Consider the following 18,732-nt stretch of genomic DNA (forward strand, 5'->3'; position numbering starts at 1 on the left):
GATAAGGCTTTTTATCGTAAATAGAATTAACCAGCTCTCTAGGTGAGAGCTGCTGTTTGTTCATGAAGCATCTATAATTTCAGTCTTAATTGTATCGTAACGATTAAGTAGATAGTCAAGATATTGGCTGATCTCTACAACCTCCGTAGAAAACAAAGGCTTTTCTTTCGCCAGGATTAACATTTTCTTTCTCGAATTCTCAATTTCATTCAATAGAAAGCGTTCTTCAGCTGACATGCCGCCCACCTGCTTTCGCCTATAGTTGTTAAACATAATACCCGATAAATAAGAAAATAAACCTATATTAACAAAAATATTCATCACTTGGAAGTTGTCTCATGTTAGAATAAAAAAAGAAGAATCTACTCCATAAGTAGTATATTCAAACAATGGAGTATCGGGGGTGGGGTTCCTAAATGGATATAACGGTTAAGCGTTTGGTCCGCTCTGTAAAAAAAGGGGATCAAAAAGCCTTTGAAGAACTTGTAGAAATTTATAAAGATAAAGTATACCATATCGTCTACCGGATGTTAGGGAATGTGCATGAAGCAGAGGATATAGCTCAGGAAGCATTTGTACGGGCTTATATACATATTGAACGATTTAATGAGGCACATAAATTTTCTACTTGGTTGTATCGAATTGCAACCAATTTGACGATTGATCGTATACGTAAGAAGAAGCCGGATTATTACCTGGATGCAGAACTAGCCGGGGGTGAAGGCCTAACCCTCTATTCTCAAATAGCAGTCGCAGAACAATTGCCAGAAGAAAAAATTGAAACCTTTGAACTTCAAGACCGTATACAGAAGGAGATCCTGCATTTGCCTCCGAAATACCGCTCAGCTATTGCACTGAAATATTTGGAGGAACTGTCTTTAAAAGAGATCAGTGAAATATTGCAGATTCCAGTTTCAACAGTAAAAACTCGTATCCATCGTGGTCGGGAAGCACTTCGTAAACGGTTGAAAGATCTGGATTGTTAGGAGGATAAGTAGAAATGAAATGCGATGGTAAATATTCATCCTATATGCATAAATGGGTCGATGAAGAAATCGAGCCTCTTGAAAAAATAGAATTGCTTCAACATACAAAATCATGTTCTGAATGCAAGGAAAAATTTGAAGAGCTCAAAAATGTCGATCAATTACTGCATGGCCATCACCCTCTAAAAGCACCAAATGGTTTTACTTCAAAAGTTATGGACCAATTACCTAGGGAAAAAGCCTCCTCAAAAATGAGAAGGTGGTTCCACCATCATCCACTCTTGACAGCTGCGATTCTCTTTCTTTTGTTGATGTCGAGCACTATTTATAGTGAATGGGGAAGTAATAAGGGTAATCCGATTTCCGTGTCAGCAAACGGAGCACAAGTTAAAATAGACCAGGAAAATGGAAAGGTCATTGTACCTGAAGGCGAGATTGTAAAAGGTGATTTGGTAGTAAGGAATGGTGATGTAGAAATTGCAGGGAAAGTAGAAGGTAACGTTACAGTCATCAATGGAAGCCATTACCTTGCTTCAGCAGGGCATATTGCAGGAGATAGTGAAGAGATCCATAAGATTACGGAATGGGTCTGGTACCGTTTGAAAGATGGAGCCAGCACAGTAAAGGAATGGTTCACTTCGGATTGACCAGAAAGCCAAATGTATTTTCATATGAAATAGTGGAGTGGCTTAGAAGCATCTCGGACAAGCGGAGGTGTTTCGGGGATCACTCCCTTGTTATATTTCTTTATCACATCATCTGCTTATACTCACTCGGTGTCCGCCTTCCTTGCTTCTGAATTTTTTTGGGTACATACGGAGTGTTATTGACGGAACCTTGCGAAAAATAGATATAGTGCCAAATTGTGATATAATAGAGAAGTTACATATGGTAACAAACTGAGCATATTTGGAAACAATGATATTGAGTTGATCAGTTTGGAGGATGCGTATGTTTCCTATAGGAGACTTTGACTTTAATATATTGAATTACTTGAATGATATAATTGATATCCTCTTGGTCACCTACGTGATCTATAAGCTCATCATGCTGATAAAAGGTACGAAAGCAATCCAGCTGTTAAAAGGAATCACTGTCATAATAGCGGTTTGGTTTTTCAGTGGAATTTTCAAGCTGAACACTTTATATTTTCTAATGAACCAAACACTACTATACGGTTTCCTAGCAATCATCATCATCTTCCAGCCGGAGCTTCGACGTGCGCTTGAACAGTTGGGTCGAGGTAGATTCTTCTCAAGAGGCATGATTGCAGAAGAAGAGGAAAAGAGAAGTACGATTGAAGCGATGTTAAAGGCGACCAATTATATGGCCAAACGTCGTATTGGTGCTCTCATTACTATTGAAAGGGAAACGGGTCTCGATGATTACGTAGAAACTGGTATTCCGATCAATGCTAATCTGAGCTCAGAACTCTTGATCAATATTTTTATCCCGAATACCCCGTTGCATGATGGGGCTGTCATCATCAACGATAATCAAATCCTGGCAGCTGCAAGTTACCTCCCTCTATCGGAAAGCCCGTTCATTTCAAAAGAACTGGGAACGCGCCATAGAGCTGCTTTAGGTATATCAGAAGTAACAGATAGTCTGACGTTGGTTGTCTCTGAAGAAACTGGAAATGTTTCTCTCACAAAAAATGGTGAACTCTACCGTAATTTAGATGAGGACATGTTACGAAAACTGTTAGAGGCTGAAATTATGACAAAATCTAAATCAACTTCCTCATCAAAGTGGAATTGGAGGGGGAAGAAAGATGGATAGACTGCTTAAATCTCCATGGTTTGTAAAAGTCACAGCTTTTCTGATCGCTTTGATGATGTATACGACTGTCCATATCAATGACCAACAGGCTAATGAAGAGGATCAAGGCCTCCCAACTAATGGGGAGGAGGCATTTAAAACGGTTAATCTTGACGCCGAATATGATGAAGATAAGTATGTTTTATTGGGGATGCCTGAAACAGTCGGCGTAAGGTTCCAAGGTACTAAATCGGATATTATGAGATTTAACCTTCAACGGGCTCCAAAGGCTTATATCGATCTAAGGGATAAAGGGCCTGGTCAATACGAAGCAGAAGTGAAATTCGAGAATCTCCCTAGTGGTATTGAAGCGTTTCCGAGAGAAAGTACAATCGATGTGACGTTACACGAAAAGAAAACCGAAACATTCCCAGTGACAGTGCAGCTCCTTGGGGAAAATGAATTGCAAAAAGGCTATATTGCCGGAACTCCTCAGCTTCAAACAGAGGAAATCGAAATTACCGGAGCAAAGGACATGATCGATGAAATCGCCTATGTCCGAGTCTTTGTCAACGTTGCGGATGCGAAGGAAACCTTTACAAGAGAGGTTAAAGTCCAAGCGTTGAATAGAAGCTTCGATCCGATAGATATCAATATCGAACCGGAAACAATGAACGTCACTGTGCCGATTGAAAATCCGAGTAAAGAAGTTCCTGTCTCGATTGATGAAAAAGGATCCCTTCCAGATGGGCACGAGCTTAAATCAATTACTCCTGTACAAGAAAAAGTGGCAATCCATGCACCTCAAAATGTACTTGATGAACTGGATTCTATCGCGTTACCTGTTGATTTAAGCAACATCACCGAAGATGAAACGATTGAAGTGGATGTGCCATTACCAGATGGGGCGTTTTACGCTTCGCCTGGAAAAGTAAGAGTCAAGGTGGATGTTGAACAGAAAGAAGAGGAAACAACCACTGAACCTGAAAGTGAAACAGCAAGCTCAAAGACTTTCAATGATTTACCGATCAAAGTCGTAGGATTGGACGATAACGAGGAAGCGAAGTTCAATACTCCGACTCAAGGGACCATGGATATCACAGTCAATGGGAATGAAAAAGATTTGGAAAATTTATCAGAAGAAAATATAACCGCTTTTGTAGATGCAGAAGATTTGTCAGAGGGACAACATGACGTAAAAATCAATGTCGATGTTCCTGATCAATTTACATTTGAGAGTCAGCTGACAGAAGTGACCTTAACCATCAGCAAAAGAACGGCATAATGTGGAATAGGGAAGAAGGAGCGATTTATTGAATGGGTAAATATTTTGGAACAGATGGAGTCAGAGGAGTAGCAAACACCGAATTAACACCTGAATTAGCGTTCAGATTAGGGCGCTTCGGCGGTTATGTTCTGACAAAAGAGACCCAAAAACCGAAAATCATCATTGGTCGGGACACCCGTATTTCCGGTCATATGCTGGAAGGCGCGATGGTTGCAGGTCTGCTCTCTATAGGAGCAGAAGTCATGCGATTAGGCGTCATTTCAACTCCAGGTGTCGCTTATCTGACAAAAGCATTAGGAGCTCAGGCCGGAGTCATGATCTCAGCATCCCATAACCCTGTGGGTGACAATGGAATCAAGTTTTTCGGGTCAGATGGGTTTAAGCTATTGGATGAGCAAGAAAAGGAAATTGAGGAATTGTTGGACCTTGATGAAGATAACCTGCCAAGACCGACTGGAATGGAACTTGGTTTAGTAAGTGATTATTTCGAAGGCGGTCAGAAGTACCTTCAATTCTTGAAACAGACGGTTGATGAGGACTTCTCAGGGCTTCGTATTGCATTAGATTGCGCGCATGGTGCAGTTTCTTCACTTGCACCGCACCTTTTTGCTGACCTTGATGCTGATATCACCACAATCGGCTCTTCACCGAACGGGTTGAACATCAATGATGGTGTAGGGTCCACTCATCCTGAGAAATTAGTCGAGCTCGTTAAAGAAAAAGAAGCCGATGTTGGCTTAGCTTTTGATGGAGATGGAGATCGATTGATTGCGGTGGATGAGAAGGGAACAATTGTCGATGGCGATCAAATCATGTTCATCTGTGCCAAGCATATGGCAAACGAAGGCAGATTGAAGAAGAATACAGTGGTTTCAACAGTCATGAGTAACCTTGGATTCTATAAAGGGCTTGAAGCTGCGAAAATCGCTTCCGAGCAAACGGCTGTCGGCGACCGCTACGTCATGGAACGTATGAGGGAAGGCGACTACAATCTTGGCGGAGAGCAATCCGGACATATCATCTTCCTGGATCACAGTACGACTGGAGACGGTCTCCTATCTGCGTTACAGCTTGTCAATATCATGAAGTTGACTCAGAAGCCTCTATCCGAGCTTGCTGGCGACATGAAAAAGTTCCCGCAATGTTTGAAGAATGTAAAGGTTACGGATAAAACGAAAGTGATGGAAAACACAGCAGTAAAAGAAGCGATCGAAAAAGTCGAAGCAGAGACAAGCGGAAACGGACGCGTTCTTGTACGTCCTTCAGGGACCGAGCCTCTTGTACGGGTGATGGTAGAGGCTCCGACAGAAGAGCTTTGCAAACAATATGTCGAGGAAATTGCACGTGTAGTCGACCAAGAACTAGGGTATGTAGAACAATAAGGACAGAAAAATACGTTGATTTCGAATACTATGCAAGGACAGCTCACATACACAAAACGAGCTGTTTTTGCATAAATTTTAAGTGTAGACCAACGCTAAAATATAGGCGTTGACGATATACTGCTTGTAGTGTATGATATTTCCATTCGATTATAGAAAGGAGCATAGAAGAGTATAATCTTAAAAAAGCGCCTGGACTATTTCTTCGGTTGATTCCGACACCGCGGCGGTGACTGAAATAGTTGACGAGGAAAGAGGTTTATCGAATCTGATCGGCGGATGCCTCTCGGTCTTACATCACACCGGAAAGTTCATACTGAAACCACTGAGGCGACTTGGTAAACAAAGGTATGGATGCGATGTAAAATCTAAAATTTTGTACGTTGGGGGTAAATAAAGACCCCTTATTATCACTTGGAGAAATTTTGGTGAATTAAGGCTGTTTGCCCCCCAACAGGGAGGTTTATTTCAATGTGTGGAATTGTTGGTTATGTTGGAACTGAAGATACGAAAGAAATCTTATTAAAAGGGCTTGAAAAGCTTGAATATCGTGGTTATGATTCAGCTGGTATCGCGGTCATGAATGACAAAGGCGTTCATGTTTTCAAGGAAAAAGGACGCATTGCGACGTTAAGAGAAAACGTTGTTGAAAACGAAGCTGCAACCATCGGGATTGGACATACACGTTGGGCTACACACGGTGCACCAAGTAGAATCAATGCCCACCCTCACCAAAGCTCGACGGAACGATTTACACTCGTACACAATGGGGTTATCGAAAACTTTACACAAGTACGAAAAGAGTTTTTGAAAGACGTTGAACTGAAAAGTGAAACAGATACGGAAATCATTGTCCAGCTTATTGAACATTTTGTAAAAGAAAGACTTGAAGTAGAAGCGGCTTTCCGTAAAACGTTATCGTTATTAAAAGGATCATATGCAATCGCCCTTTTGGATAACGAGAATGAGGACACGATTTATGTCGGGAAGAACAAAAGTCCATTGCTTGTCGGATTAGGAAATGGCTACAATGTCGTTGCGAGTGACGCAATGGCAATGCTTCAAAAAACAGATCAATTCGTTGAGCTGATGGACGAAGAAATCGTCATCGTCACCAAAACGGATGTAACCATCAAGGACCTTGAAGGAGAAGTAAAGGAACGTGACCCATTCACTGCAGAGCTTGATGCTTCCGACATTGAAAAAGGTACGTACCCGCACTATATGCTTAAAGAAATCGATGAGCAGCCAATCGTGATTCGCAACATCATCAATCAGTATCAGGATAAGGATGGCAATCTAAAGTTGGATGATGATATCCGGAAAGCAATGAAGAAAACAGACCGGATCTATATCATTGCTTGTGGTACCTCTTACCACGCTGGCCTAGTCGGTAAAGAGCTGATTGAAAAGATGGCTCAGGTTCCAGTAGAAGTCCATATTGCAAGTGAGTTCTCATACAATATGCCGATGCTTTCTGAGAAGCCGTTATTCATCTTCATTTCTCAGAGTGGGGAAACAGCAGACAGCCGTGCTGTCCTCGTCCAAGTGAAAAAGCTTGGCCATAAAGCATTGACGATCACAAACGTGCCGGGATCTACCCTTTCCCGTGAAGCGGATTATACGATGCTTCTTCACGCTGGTCCTGAAATCGCTGTAGCGTCTACGAAAGCTTACACAGCACAGATTGCGGTCCTTTCCATATTGGCTGGCGATACAGCGAAAGCGAAAGGGTTGGAGTTGAGCTTTGATCTGATCAAGGAATTGAGTGTCGTCTCAAATGCGATTGAAGCACTCTGTGACCAGAAAGAAGATTTCGAAAAGATCGCACGGGAGTATCTTGCAGTAACACGAAACTGCTTCTTCATCGGACGTGGAATGGATTATCACGTTGTACTCGAAGGGGCGTTGAAGCTGAAAGAAATCTCTTATATCCAGGCAGAAGGATTTGCGGGTGGAGAATTGAAACACGGAACCATCGCGTTGATCGAGGAAGGAACTCCTGTCATCGCGCTTGCCACTCAAGAGCATGTGAACTTGAGCATCCGAGGAAACGTAAAAGAGGTAGCTGCACGTGGTGCGTATACCTGCACGATCAGTACAGAGTCCCTGCATGACGAAGAAGATCGGATCGTCATTCCGGATGTGCATGAATTACTGACACCATTAACAAGCGTGGTGCCGCTGCAATTGATCTCCTATTATGCTGCACTGCACCGTGACTGCGACGTCGATAAGCCACGTAACCTGGCAAAATCAGTTACGGTTGAATAATCAATAGATATATGATGGAAGCTTTGTTCACCGACATTAATGTTGGTGAACAAACATTGTAGTTGGCAACTGAATTGAGATAAAATAAGCTAAAAAATGTGCCTGGAAGTCACAATTGACAACCAGGCACATTTTTTATATCGAATGCAAATACGGTTCCTAAAGTGACCATGTCAGGTGATTAAAAAATGCTATTCCCGTATAGATTGTTGCTTTTTGTAAATCACAAGGTATTTTACAATATATGACAAAATAGAATCATACAGAACTTTCTTATTTAACAAAAGGGCAGTTATTCGGAATAAGAGGTCTATATTTATTCCAACAAAAGGGCATATAATGGAGTAAATTATGAAAAAAGACAACTATTAAAATTTTTTTCAATATGTACTTAAATATTCTTTTTTACAACAGGAAGTGTTTAATATGTTTGATGATTTAAAATCAGATTGTAAGAATTGTTTTGGATTGTGTTGTGTAGCATTGCCTTATTCGAGATCAGCAGACTTTCCGATCAACAAAGATGGTGGAACACCTTGTCGAAATTTATGTTCAAACAATTTATGTTCAATAAATGACCAATTAATAGAGAAAGGCTTTCGTGGTTGTGTGACTTATGAGTGCTTTGGTGCTGGGCAGAATGTTTCACAGACAATTTATAAGGGTGAAGACTGGAGAGAAGAATCTAAACGTGCTGAAGAAATGTTTGCCGTATTCCCTATTGTACAACAATTGCATGAAATGCTCTGGTATATGAAACAAGCTCTGGGTTTAAAGGAAACTCAATCATTACACGCTAGTCTACAAAAGATTTTCGAAGAAACGGTAGAATTGGCCATAAAAACTCCTAAGAAGATATTACAAATTGATATTGGTGCTCATAGAAGTAATGTGAACGTTCTATTGATAGAGACCAGCAATTTGTATCGCGCCGACCTTATTAAAAAGAGTAAAAAGAGAAGATTAAAGAAGAGATCGGATTATATAGGAGCGAACCTAGCAGGGTGGGACTTACAAGGCGAAAATTTTAGAGGAATACTCATGATTGCAGCTAATTTAAGCCATAGTGATTTGAGGAAGGCTGATTTTATTGGAGCAGACCTTAGAGACGCTGAGCTAAGTGGAGCTAATTTGAAAGAAGCTCTTTTTCTAACACAGTCACAAATCAATTCTGCAAAAGGAGATGCTCAAACTCGAATTCCCAACTATTTAGAAAAACCAAGCCATTGGTTGAACTAAAGGATTACCGTTCAGATATCGTCGACAAAAGTTATGAAGAAATGAACTTTACCTTGATGTGGAGACTTCAAGATAAGGAGGCTTTTCTACAATAAAGCTATTGTAGTTCAGACTAAAAACGATCTTAAACAATCGGGCTTTTATTTAGGAACGCGTCTTTTTCGTTAGAGGGCCAGATTATTGTGCGAAATGTTTCTAGCTTAAATTGAGGATGGTCACATCTCTCAGGTAAAGGTTAGACAGTTCCATTGGAACTGAAGGATTATATCGAAGAGTCAAATGAAGGAGTAACGTCCTGAAGGGCTCTCTCTTAGTCGAATAGCACTTGATTTAGTAAGAATGAAAGTGTTATAAGCTCGGCAAAAAGGTGTAAGAATTTACCGAAACAGGTTCGGCTGACGAAAGCCTACCCGCAGGGGTGGTGTAAATCATGATGCTTGAGTTGAATGAATAGGGTGAGAATGCAAAAGAACCTAAAGTAAAAGGTTAACCTGACGAACTTCCGAATGTACGGGTTTAAACTGGCAATACATAGAAATGTGTATATCACCTAATGTGAGGTTAGCTGTGGATGAGTAAGAATAACAATTATGAAAATCCATGATATGTTACAGGCATATGAATGGCTAACAGGTCTACAGGAGGCACCTAAGTTTATTCCATAATAGATATAATTCAACGTTGTAAGCTGATAACGTGGAGGGCTTACTCCCTAAGAAACGGTGACAAGGAAACCAATAGTGGAAATAGCTATTGTATAACTTATCTTTGTATCAGTGAAAGTGGTGGCACAGTACCAATGAAGTGTCTAATCAACATGGAGGGATAGCCACTAGACCTAATGAAGAATCATTTAATCATGTAGGGCAAATCTTTATCGGTTAATAAGGTTCTCGTAAGACTAAAAGAGGGTCACCTCCCAAGGGAGGCACCGACTTATTGAAACGGAAGAATTGAAACACAGGGAGATAGTCTCGATCTCAAAAGTGTTATGGTTAAATTGAATTGGATTAGTTGGAACGCCGTATGATTCGAAAGTTTCCTATACGGTGTGAACAGGGGGAAAAGGGAGCGATAACTTCAAACCCTTACCTATCTGTATGAGTAAGGCCTCATTTGCTAACGGAAATTAAGTTTTAGAAAAGTAAAATAGAAAGTGTAATGATATACTTAAAAAATGGGGGTATTTTATGATGTTAGAAACTGTTATGCTCCAGGTTAAACAAGGTATGGAAGAAGAATATGAAGAACATTCGTAGTGCATCAAGAATCATTTCTTCATATCACATAAATTACAACATTGTATGAAGTTGAGGGCAAATACCTACTATTGTTTGAGAGGGAAACATTAGAAGACCATACGTTGGATTTTAGGTATCTATAGTATTGACAAGAAATCTGCACCACATAAAGAGAAGCAGAAGGAGAGAGGACCATGGACGAAAACGGACAACCGTCCGCTGAATCAAAAATTAACCATGCCGAGAAAGAAGTCATTAATGCCATTGCCGAAACGATGGATTTGTACGGTATAACCCCGTCAATTGGTCGACTTTATGCCACAATGTACTTTAAACAGCATCCGATGACCCTTGATGAAATGAAAGACGAGCTTGGCATGACTAAACCTAGTATGAGCACAGCGGTCCGCAATTTACAGGACATCAACATTGTCCGGAAAATATGGCAAAAAGGCTCAAGGAAGGACCATTTCGTGGCTGAGAAAAACTTTTTCAAATATTTCGGCCAATTTTTCGGAAGTAAATGGAAAAGGGAAGCCGAGTTAAACCTTTTCGCCATTAAACAGGCAGAATATCTACTTCAAGAAGTCATAGAAGATGAAAAAAACGAAGAAAGTTTAAAGGAAAGGGCTAGGCAAGACTTTGAACAGTTAGAGGAGTACAAGAAATACTGTTACTGGCTTCAACAACTTGCGGATTCAATCGATTCTGGTGAAATTTTTGACTTTTTACCAGTGGACAATTCAAAGGCATAATTTCAAGTAGAGAAATTTTCGGAATAGGGCGCATGTGCGGCCGAGCAAGGTCGTATCATATAACGGGTGGGATTCCCGTCGAGTAAGAACTAGCCATTCGCTCGTAGCGAGTCTTGGAGGACTAAAGGTAACTTTAGTCTTTAAGCGTGGACAGTGAGGTAGCGGGCCGAAAGCCAACTGGTTGAAGGGATTGAGCTCCATAATGATTGTAAATCGAGAGGGCTGATGCTTTATGCGCTGCAGAAAGCTACATTTTACCCTTCGATAAAGGCAAGAAGGGTAAAGCCTCTCTGGAGTCATAGACCTTGGCACGTTATACATTGATATGATACGGCAACTCGGGAGACCCTACCGGTCTTTTCTTTTTTTAGAAGAGTATGGTGTACAAGCGATAAAAAGCAAGGAAACCAAATGCCGATGTAGGGAGTCGGATAGCAGCGTAGTACCGATGAAGTTGGGTAATGCCGATGGAGGAAAGGCTGCTACCTAGTTATCACCCTTACTAGGGACACATTTACTACACACAGAGGTAGGTATACTAAATGGAAACAAAACTATTAAGGATAGCAGAATTAGCAAAGTCTGATCCTAAAATGAAATTTACATCTCTTGCACATTTACTAAATAAGTTAGCACTAGCTCAATGTCATCATGAACTACCCAATAGGAAAGCAACCGGGATTAACGGCACAACTAAAGAGCAATACAGTGAAAACTTAGAAGAAAACATAGAGGAGTTAGTAAGTAGGCTTAAAAGTAAAAGCTATCGACCTGTTCCAGTAAGAAGAATGTATATTCCTAAGCTCAATTCACACAAGAAAAGACCACTAGGAATTCCGGAACATGAGGACAAGATTGTTCAAAAAGGCATTACGAAGATACTGAATACCATCTATGAAAATGACTTTCTAGACTGTTCCTTTGGGTTTCGCCCAAACCGTAGTTGCCATGATGCTTTGAAAATACTGAACTTCTATATTGAAAAGAGGTCAGTAAACTATGTAGTAGATGTCGATATTAAAGGATTCTTTGACAATGTTGACCACAAATGGATGATGGAGTTCTTAAAACTGCGAATTACTGACCCCAACCTACTAAGAATAATGGGTAGGTTTCTTAAAGGTGGATACATGGAGGATGGGAAGAAATATAAAGCAGATAATGGCACACCGCAAGGCAGACCTCCGAAAAAAGATCCCAAAAATACCCCCCGGTAGTATATAATAATATTATAAGGAGTTTTCAGGGGGGATTTCAGTGCTTAGAAAGGCGAATTCTAAACAACTTTCAGCATTCGACCAGTATTATTATGACAAAACCGTTCCGCAAGATCATTTATTACGCCAAATCGATGAAACAGTGGATCTTTCTTTCATTCGTGAAATGCTTTTGGAGCGATATTCTGATAATCGTGGAAGGCCGGCAGAAGAGCCTGAATTTATGTTTAAAATTTGTCTTTTAGAGTATCTATATAATCTCTCCGACCCTCAAGTTATTGAACACATTCGTGTCAATTTAGCTTACCGTTGGTTTCTCGGGCTAAACCTTGATGATGAATTACCAGATGATACGACAATCAGTTATTTTCGTGTAAACCGTGTAGGACTTGATAAGTTCAATGAAATCTTTCAATGTCTTGTAGACCAATGTATTGAACAGGGTCTAATTGAAGCCCAACCGAAACGAGCTATCGTTGATTCCACCCATATTATTGCAGATGTAGCCATTCCGACATGGCTTACTTTAGTTCGTCAAGCTTTGGAAAAAGTAATTAGCGAAGTAAAAATGACCGATGAATCAAAAGCCAGCGATTTTCAACAGCGTTATAAACAGCTTTGGGAAGAGTTGAAAGGAAAAACCCGTGATGAAAAATTACCTCACGTTTTAGAGCTTGCCACAGAGCTTGTGGAATTTGCAGACCCCTTACTAACATCAGATAGTCAAGATTCGTCGGCTATTACGATGTTAAAAAAAATCATTTCAGATCGTAAGGATACGGCGAAAGATCGCATAATAAGTGTTGTTGATCCAGAAGCGAGAACCGGGCATAAATCCGATATGCGCAAAATACAAGGGTACAAAGATCATATTATGATTGATGAAGAAAGTGAAATTATCACCGCGGTGAAAGTCACCCCGGCCAATGCAGAAGATGGAGATCAGCTCGTTGACTTGGTTACCCAATTTCAAGAAAAACATCATGTGCTGCCTGCCGAGTTATCTGCAGATAAAGGGTATTGGTTTGGAAAAAACCTCCGGTTTTTACACGAAAACAATGTCCAGGCTCACATTAGTTGGATGAAAACGAAACAACATAATTCTGGTCTATTTAGCCCCGAAGACTTTGAATTTGATGTAGATAAAATGCAGGTAACCTGTCCAAACGGAATAGTCAGTACCAAGTATAGAGACCGTACAAAAAAGAGAGATAATAGAAAAGGATACGAATTTACATTCACAAAAACCCAGTGCCGAGATTGTCCATTGCGTTCTCAATGTACAAAGAGTAAAAGCGTGCGAAATGTATTTATCAGTGAATACTTTTTTGATTTGAAAAGAGGACGAGAACACTACCGGACTGATCAATATAAAGAAGCAAGGCAAAATCGGTGGTTGATTGAACGCCGCCATGCAGACAAGGTAAAAAATCATGGATTACGGCGTAGCCGGTATCGCGGTACAGAAAGAACCGGGATTCATTCACTGATGAGCACAATCGCCTCAAACATAAAAAGGATGAGTAAACTCATTGGACAAAAACAATCACGGGAGAAGTCTGCCTGTTTGACCACTTCATAAACAAAAAAGATCGAAAGCAAAGGAATGTTTGCCTTGAAAACGCTCAACTGAACCAACATTCAAGCCCTATGAGCTTCACGTCATCCATTTTATGTAAAATCCTATTTTTTTACTCCGTTTTTTCGGAGGTCTCCAAGGTGGAGTAATATCTCCGGTATTAGCCAATGTGTATCTCCATTATGTCCTTGATTTATGGTTTGAGAAAAGGGTCAAGAAGCAATGTAAGGGACAGGCATATTTAGTAAGATATGCAGATGATTTTGTGTGCTGTTTTCAATATCAGAGCGATGCCCAGGAATTCTTTCGATCATTAAAGTTTAGATTAAAGAAATTTTACTTGGAAATAGCCGAGGATAAAACCAAAATTATTCCCTTCGGACGGTTTGCGGAGAAAAGTGCAAAGCAAAAGGGGAATAGTAAACCAGCAACCTTTGATTTTCTAGGTTTTACTCACTATTGCAGTAAAAGTAAACAAGGGAAATTTAGGGTGAAACGGAAATCCAGTCGGAAGAAAGTCCAAGGTAAATTAAAAGAGTCTAAAGAATGGTTGAAGAAGAATAGGAACAAAGATATTCATATGATCATGGATAGATGTAGACGCTCGCTTATAGGTTACTACAACTATTATTGCATCACTGATAATATCCTAAATGTTAGCAACTTCAAAGACAAAATCGAGAACTTACTGTTTAAATGGCTCAATAGAAGAAGTCAAAGGAAATCCTTTATATGGGATAAATTCAGCCTATTTCTTGATAAATATCCACTGCCATCACCAAGAATTAAAGTGAATATATATGATTTAAGGAAAGAGATTACCTACATTCTGTAAACGATAACTAGGAGGAGCCGTGTGCGTTGGAGCAGCCGTCAAGGCTGAAAATCTTATGGAGTGAAAGCCTCCTGTTGTCAATTGACCGATTCAGACAACTAGCATATCCGATGCGTGAGGAGGTAACAAATCACGTTCTGCTCGGACGTAAAAGCCGTAGCTGCCTATATTACTCAGAGAATATAAGGTAGGAACAGTCAGTACGGCAAGCAAACCTAGAGGCCAGAAGGATTTAACGAATACTGCAGTCTCGAAATGGCTCCCCCTTCAGAAGCTGTTGAAGGGAATGTTGCGATTCGCCGACCTGTTGATGCATTGGGGAAGGCCGAAGCCCTATAGGAAGAAACGGTTATAAGCACTATAGGGGAAGCCGGGATATGGGCTCTAGCATCTAGGGAAAGATTTTCAGAGATAACGACGGGAAGGTCCTACTTCCAGCTGGGACGACAACAACCAGCAAAGACCCGTTATATAAGGTACCACCGAAATTGACAGGAGGATTTAGGACTGACGGATGAGGTCGTAGTAGCTAAGAGGAAAAGGTAATGCTTTTCTAAATATGTAGAAACATATTTCAACAATGGTAACACCAAAGTTGAGCAAAGGACCTCTGGGCACTTGGATGCCATGGGATGTGAAATAGGACACAGAGCCTTAAGAATAACAGTTATTTGTCCCGAATATGGCTAATTATGTAGTAAACCTTGTTATTGATTGGGGAACATGGGTGTCGCCATTTAATCCTAGGATAATAAGGGAAGGCTCATTTATTATATATCCAAGGTCAGAACCGGACTCGGGAAATCCGACCGTCCGGGATCGCAGGGGGGCTTCAGGAAACGTAGCTTTAATTAGTGTGCGCGCCTGAATTCTATCCAGACAATAGCGCAAGCACGGTTCTGGGAGGGGATGGAGTTCAATTTACCGTAAGGTAGAGAGGCTCCATTCTACTCGACTCGTATTATAAGGTTAACCAGTTCAGTTCATCTGGTTAGCCTATTTTTTATGGGTTATTCTTTAGGTAGTCGGGGTAGGGCGTTAGGGCGCGTGGGACATGATCCCGACCCAGAAAAAATCTGGTTAATAATAATATACGAGGGGGCATTCCGAAATAAAAAATGTTTTGGAGAACGGATATGCCTGTTCGCCCAAAAAATTTATATGGTATGGGCAAATCTTTTAGAGAAGCACTTGCTTCTTATTTTGATTATCAAGTAAATCTGCCTAGTATCGCGATCAGAATTGGGGCTTTCGATGAAGTTTCTCAAGTAGGTTCAGATTTGACAGCAAGAGATATGAGTGCTTATATCAGTCCCGAAGATATGTGTCATTTAATAGAACAGTGTGTTATAACTACCTTACAAAACCCCTTTGAAATTGTTCATGCTGTTTCCAATAATCGCTTTAAAAGACTTGATTTTTTTCAAAAACGAAAAAAATCCTTGACTATCCCAACATCTCTTTCCATTCGGAGGAAGATGTGACTGAAAAAACAATTGTAATAAAGAAAAAAGAAGAAAATACAAATGGATTGAAACTTATCCCTATCGATGATCCGGTAAACAAGTTATGGAAGGAGTTAATGCAATCAGACAATTGCTTGAAAATCATCTTGTTCCCAATCTGAAACGCCTTATGTGGTTGATGGTCGACATACCCTCTATACATTCTTTTTGAAGCAATTAGAAGATGGCAATTCTGAATTTGAATTAGAGAAGATAAAAAACATAATAGAAAGTCTTAATATTAATTAGTGAAAACTGAGATTAAAAAAAGCTCACACATACATTTGATTTATTTGTATACACTATAAAGAACTTATAGTGTATGGTGATGATATGTTCTTAGTTTTGGTTCTTTATTACTGGTTGATGGGTACTCTACTTCTTGCAGCACCTTATTATCTGCCGTATTGGCTACATAGGTGGAAAGAAAAATTCCAGCTTCGGGCGAGAAGCTTAGATGAAGATTGTAATATAGAAAGCATCAAAAAGAACATTGTGGCGAATTCAGTATTTTCAGTCCCCGATTACTGTATTAAAATTTACTTTCCGATTTATGGTGCATTGAAAATCGTCTTAGGATTCGTCATTTTGTCTGTCCTCATCCATTTTGATAAAGTATGAAGCCTCAACGCTCTTTTTCTATGTTGGGGCTTTTTTAAGTTGAATACTTATGAATTAAAACAATACGAACCTAACTGCATAGGTTTCCTCGAAGTCTATGAAGAAAGGGTTATTAAAGTTAATGCTTTAAGGCGAAATTCACGACACTCCTGCGGGAAAAGCTGGCGAGAACCCACAGCGATTTAAGGAACTTCGACTAAAATAATGAACTTCGACTAAATACCACCACGTCCTGTGGTGAACGTCGAAGTCAGTACATCCTGTACAAGTACGTCCTGCGCCTGCGGTTACTCGGCGCAAAACTACAAGGATGAAATGCATCCATGTGCAAGTGAGGAGGCTTGCGATTCGCCAGCGGAAAGGGAGTGAATTTCGTAACTAAACATGAAGTAAAATAAAGGAATAATGGAGTGGTTTTTATGGAAACGATTTTCTTTATTGCCATCATACTCGTATTGATTTGTGTCGTAATTGGATTATTATTTTTTGTAAAGAAAAAACATAAAGATTATGATCAAATGATTGAAGAATATCAGATGAAGGCAACAGCCAGTATTGCTGAAATGGAAAACAATCTTCAGCAACAGAAGGAAGAAGAGGTTGAAAAGGTCAAGGGTGGTTATGAGACGAAAATTGATGAATATAAGGAATACATCCAAAGCATTGAAAAGTTTTCTAGAAATGAGAGTGAAATAAGTACGCATATACGATTAACTGAAATAAAGAAAAAATTAGTCTTCCAAGGAACGATCAAACCTTTGCAAATGTTGATCCTGCCTAATATTTTTGTTCCATATAAAACAGAGGAAGGACAAATCCATTCAGCAAAAATCGACCACCTGGTTGTCATGAATACAGGGATATATGTAATCGGCACAAAATACTGGCAAGGGAATGTCCTTTTTGGAATATCAAAAGAGAAAGCGAAAGAGTTTCCGTTCATCCATGATAATTTTTTTGCTCCTTATGAACAAGAAACTGAAAAAACAATCGTCTATACGCATAATGACGGAAATCCAAATGAATTGAAAGTCAGGACGATTACAGATTCAACAAGACGGGTCATGACCGGGGCCAGGTCGATAAAGGAATTACTTGAAGCCCATGTTGGTGAAGCACGGATAACACCGATTTTGTATGTAAACCATGGCAACAATAAATTGATAAATTATTCCCAAAAGGAGATTCTACCTGTCTTTGACAAACTGGATACACTCTACGACTTCTTTGTCGAGGAATTAGAAAATACGGAGGATCTTTACTCAATAGCTGAAATAGAAGAAATTAAGAATTTCATTGAAAACATCCATATTACGACTTGATTCTAATAGTTTTATGTAAAAATCTATTGAATCTTGTTGGTGATTCTTATAGCAACTTTTTAACAAAAGTGAATTTCGTAACAATGAAGAAGAACTAACAGAAATTTATAAAAAAGTCGAAAAAAGGTGTTTAAAAAGAATTGAAAAAGGGTATAGGACAATTACCATATTAGGTAAGGAGGGGTATTATGCAAGTTTTAAGACCGTTGGACAAAAAAACCAACAAAAAAACTTATCCATCCCATCCAAAAAATCCAAGCAAAATACTTAGAAAGCGAAAATATGCGCCTAGAAAACCTGAATATAAACAGACCTTTTTGAATCCACGTTAAGAAGAAGCGACAACATGTTCGCTTCTTTTTTTCTGAAAATCGTCTGGTTCGAGACAAACCTGTTTAACATAAACTGAAGCAATAGGTGACAGGGAGGGTGGAATATGGGTCTTCGGAAAATGCAAGTTCAACAGCCTAATTCAGTTCAAGAGGCCCAGCAAAGTTTCTTGCGGCATGCAGCGTTAGCTGAACATTATGAACGTCATAAGATGGCTTATGCGAATAATTCAACCATGTACTACAAATATGCGGAATTACAATATTTCCATAAATCAAGAGCACTGTATTTTAAAAGCTTCTTTTCAGCTACCTCCTTGATGTAATTTTAAAATTAAGGGAGGTTTCTTTCGATTGGAACCGAACCAAATCATATATTTCGAAAAATATGTCTAATA

Annotated in this window: 18 protein-coding genes; 17 read left to right on the forward strand and 1 reads right to left on the reverse strand. The window is 39.7% G+C overall.

Features of this window, described 5'->3' with window-relative positions:
• Positions 1-60 precede the first annotated feature (60 nt).
• Positions 61-237 carry a Spo0E family sporulation regulatory protein-aspartic acid phosphatase gene (locus ACJROX_RS01100; protein ID WP_408008970.1) on the reverse strand — a complete coding sequence of 59 codons (177 nt, stop codon included), beginning with the start codon at positions 235-237 and terminating at the stop codon, positions 61-63.
• 179 nt (positions 238-416) lie between these two features.
• On the opposite strand from ACJROX_RS01100, the gene sigW reads away from it, so the two are divergent.
• The 17 genes from sigW (at position 417) to ACJROX_RS01185 (ending at position 18,660) form a co-directional block, all read left to right on the forward strand.
• Positions 417-986 carry an RNA polymerase sigma factor SigW gene (gene sigW, locus ACJROX_RS01105; RefSeq protein WP_408008971.1) on the forward strand — a complete coding sequence of 190 codons (570 nt, stop codon included), beginning with the start codon at positions 417-419 and terminating at the stop codon, positions 984-986.
• 14 nt (positions 987-1,000) lie between these two features.
• Positions 1,001-1,633, forward strand: coding sequence for an anti-sigma factor (locus tag ACJROX_RS01110; protein ID WP_408008972.1), 633 nt, complete (start codon positions 1,001-1,003; stop codon positions 1,631-1,633).
• A gap of 304 nt (positions 1,634-1,937) precedes the next feature.
• On the forward strand, positions 1,938-2,768 hold the full coding sequence (gene cdaA / locus ACJROX_RS01115; protein WP_408008973.1) for a diadenylate cyclase CdaA: 831 nt from the start codon (positions 1,938-1,940) through the stop codon (positions 2,766-2,768).
• A complete protein-coding gene (locus tag ACJROX_RS01120; RefSeq protein WP_408008974.1) occupies positions 2,761-4,032 on the forward strand; it encodes a YbbR-like domain-containing protein in 1,272 nt (423 codons plus the stop codon). Before cdaA ends, ACJROX_RS01120 begins: the two co-directional genes overlap by 8 nt.
• Before the next feature lie 32 nt (positions 4,033-4,064).
• Positions 4,065-5,417, forward strand: coding sequence for a phosphoglucosamine mutase (gene glmM / locus ACJROX_RS01125; RefSeq protein WP_408008975.1), 1,353 nt, complete (start codon positions 4,065-4,067; stop codon positions 5,415-5,417).
• A gap of 471 nt (positions 5,418-5,888) precedes the next feature.
• Entirely contained in the window at positions 5,889-7,691 is a 1,803-nt protein-coding gene (glmS, locus tag ACJROX_RS01130) for a glutamine--fructose-6-phosphate transaminase (isomerizing) (protein WP_408008976.1), read from the forward strand.
• Between the two features lie 426 nt (positions 7,692-8,117).
• On the forward strand, positions 8,118-8,930 hold the full coding sequence (locus ACJROX_RS01135; RefSeq protein WP_408008977.1) for a pentapeptide repeat-containing protein: 813 nt from the start codon (positions 8,118-8,120) through the stop codon (positions 8,928-8,930).
• 1,435 nt (positions 8,931-10,365) lie between these two features.
• Positions 10,366-10,926: a choline uptake/conversion transcriptional regulator CudC gene (gene cudC / locus ACJROX_RS01140; protein WP_408008978.1), complete on the forward strand. Its 561-nt coding sequence runs from the start codon at positions 10,366-10,368 to the stop codon at positions 10,924-10,926.
• Positions 10,927-11,468: 542 nt separating this feature from the next.
• Positions 11,469-12,143: a reverse transcriptase domain-containing protein gene (locus ACJROX_RS01145; RefSeq protein ID WP_408008979.1), complete on the forward strand. Its 675-nt coding sequence runs from the start codon at positions 11,469-11,471 to the stop codon at positions 12,141-12,143.
• Positions 12,144-12,183: 40 nt separating this feature from the next.
• A complete protein-coding gene (locus ACJROX_RS01150) occupies positions 12,184-13,725 on the forward strand; it encodes an IS1182 family transposase (protein WP_408008337.1) in 1,542 nt (513 codons plus the stop codon).
• A 145-nt stretch (positions 13,726-13,870) separates the two neighbouring features.
• Positions 13,871-14,557 carry a reverse transcriptase domain-containing protein gene (locus ACJROX_RS01155; protein ID WP_408011550.1) on the forward strand — a complete coding sequence of 229 codons (687 nt, stop codon included), beginning with the start codon at positions 13,871-13,873 and terminating at the stop codon, positions 14,555-14,557.
• A 1,136-nt stretch (positions 14,558-15,693) separates the two neighbouring features.
• A complete protein-coding gene (locus ACJROX_RS01160) occupies positions 15,694-16,041 on the forward strand; it encodes a hypothetical protein (protein WP_408008980.1) in 348 nt (115 codons plus the stop codon).
• A complete protein-coding gene (locus tag ACJROX_RS01165; protein WP_408008982.1) occupies positions 16,038-16,184 on the forward strand; it encodes a hypothetical protein in 147 nt (48 codons plus the stop codon). Before ACJROX_RS01160 ends, ACJROX_RS01165 begins: the two co-directional genes overlap by 4 nt.
• Before the next feature lie 211 nt (positions 16,185-16,395).
• Complete coding sequence (locus tag ACJROX_RS01170; RefSeq protein ID WP_408008983.1) at positions 16,396-16,683, forward strand: hypothetical protein; 288 nt, start codon at positions 16,396-16,398, stop codon at positions 16,681-16,683.
• A 419-nt stretch (positions 16,684-17,102) separates the two neighbouring features.
• Complete coding sequence (locus tag ACJROX_RS01175) at positions 17,103-18,005, forward strand: nuclease-related domain-containing protein (RefSeq protein ID WP_408008984.1); 903 nt, start codon at positions 17,103-17,105, stop codon at positions 18,003-18,005.
• Positions 18,006-18,193: 188 nt separating this feature from the next.
• On the forward strand, positions 18,194-18,337 hold the full coding sequence (locus ACJROX_RS01180) for a hypothetical protein (protein ID WP_408008985.1): 144 nt from the start codon (positions 18,194-18,196) through the stop codon (positions 18,335-18,337).
• Positions 18,338-18,441: 104 nt separating this feature from the next.
• A complete protein-coding gene (locus ACJROX_RS01185) occupies positions 18,442-18,660 on the forward strand; it encodes a hypothetical protein (RefSeq protein ID WP_408008986.1) in 219 nt (72 codons plus the stop codon).
• Positions 18,661-18,732 lie beyond the last annotated feature (72 nt).

It is taken from the genome of Pseudalkalibacillus sp. A8, assembly GCF_045920555.1.
Classification (GTDB): domain Bacteria; phylum Bacillota; class Bacilli; order Bacillales; family Fictibacillaceae; genus Pseudalkalibacillus.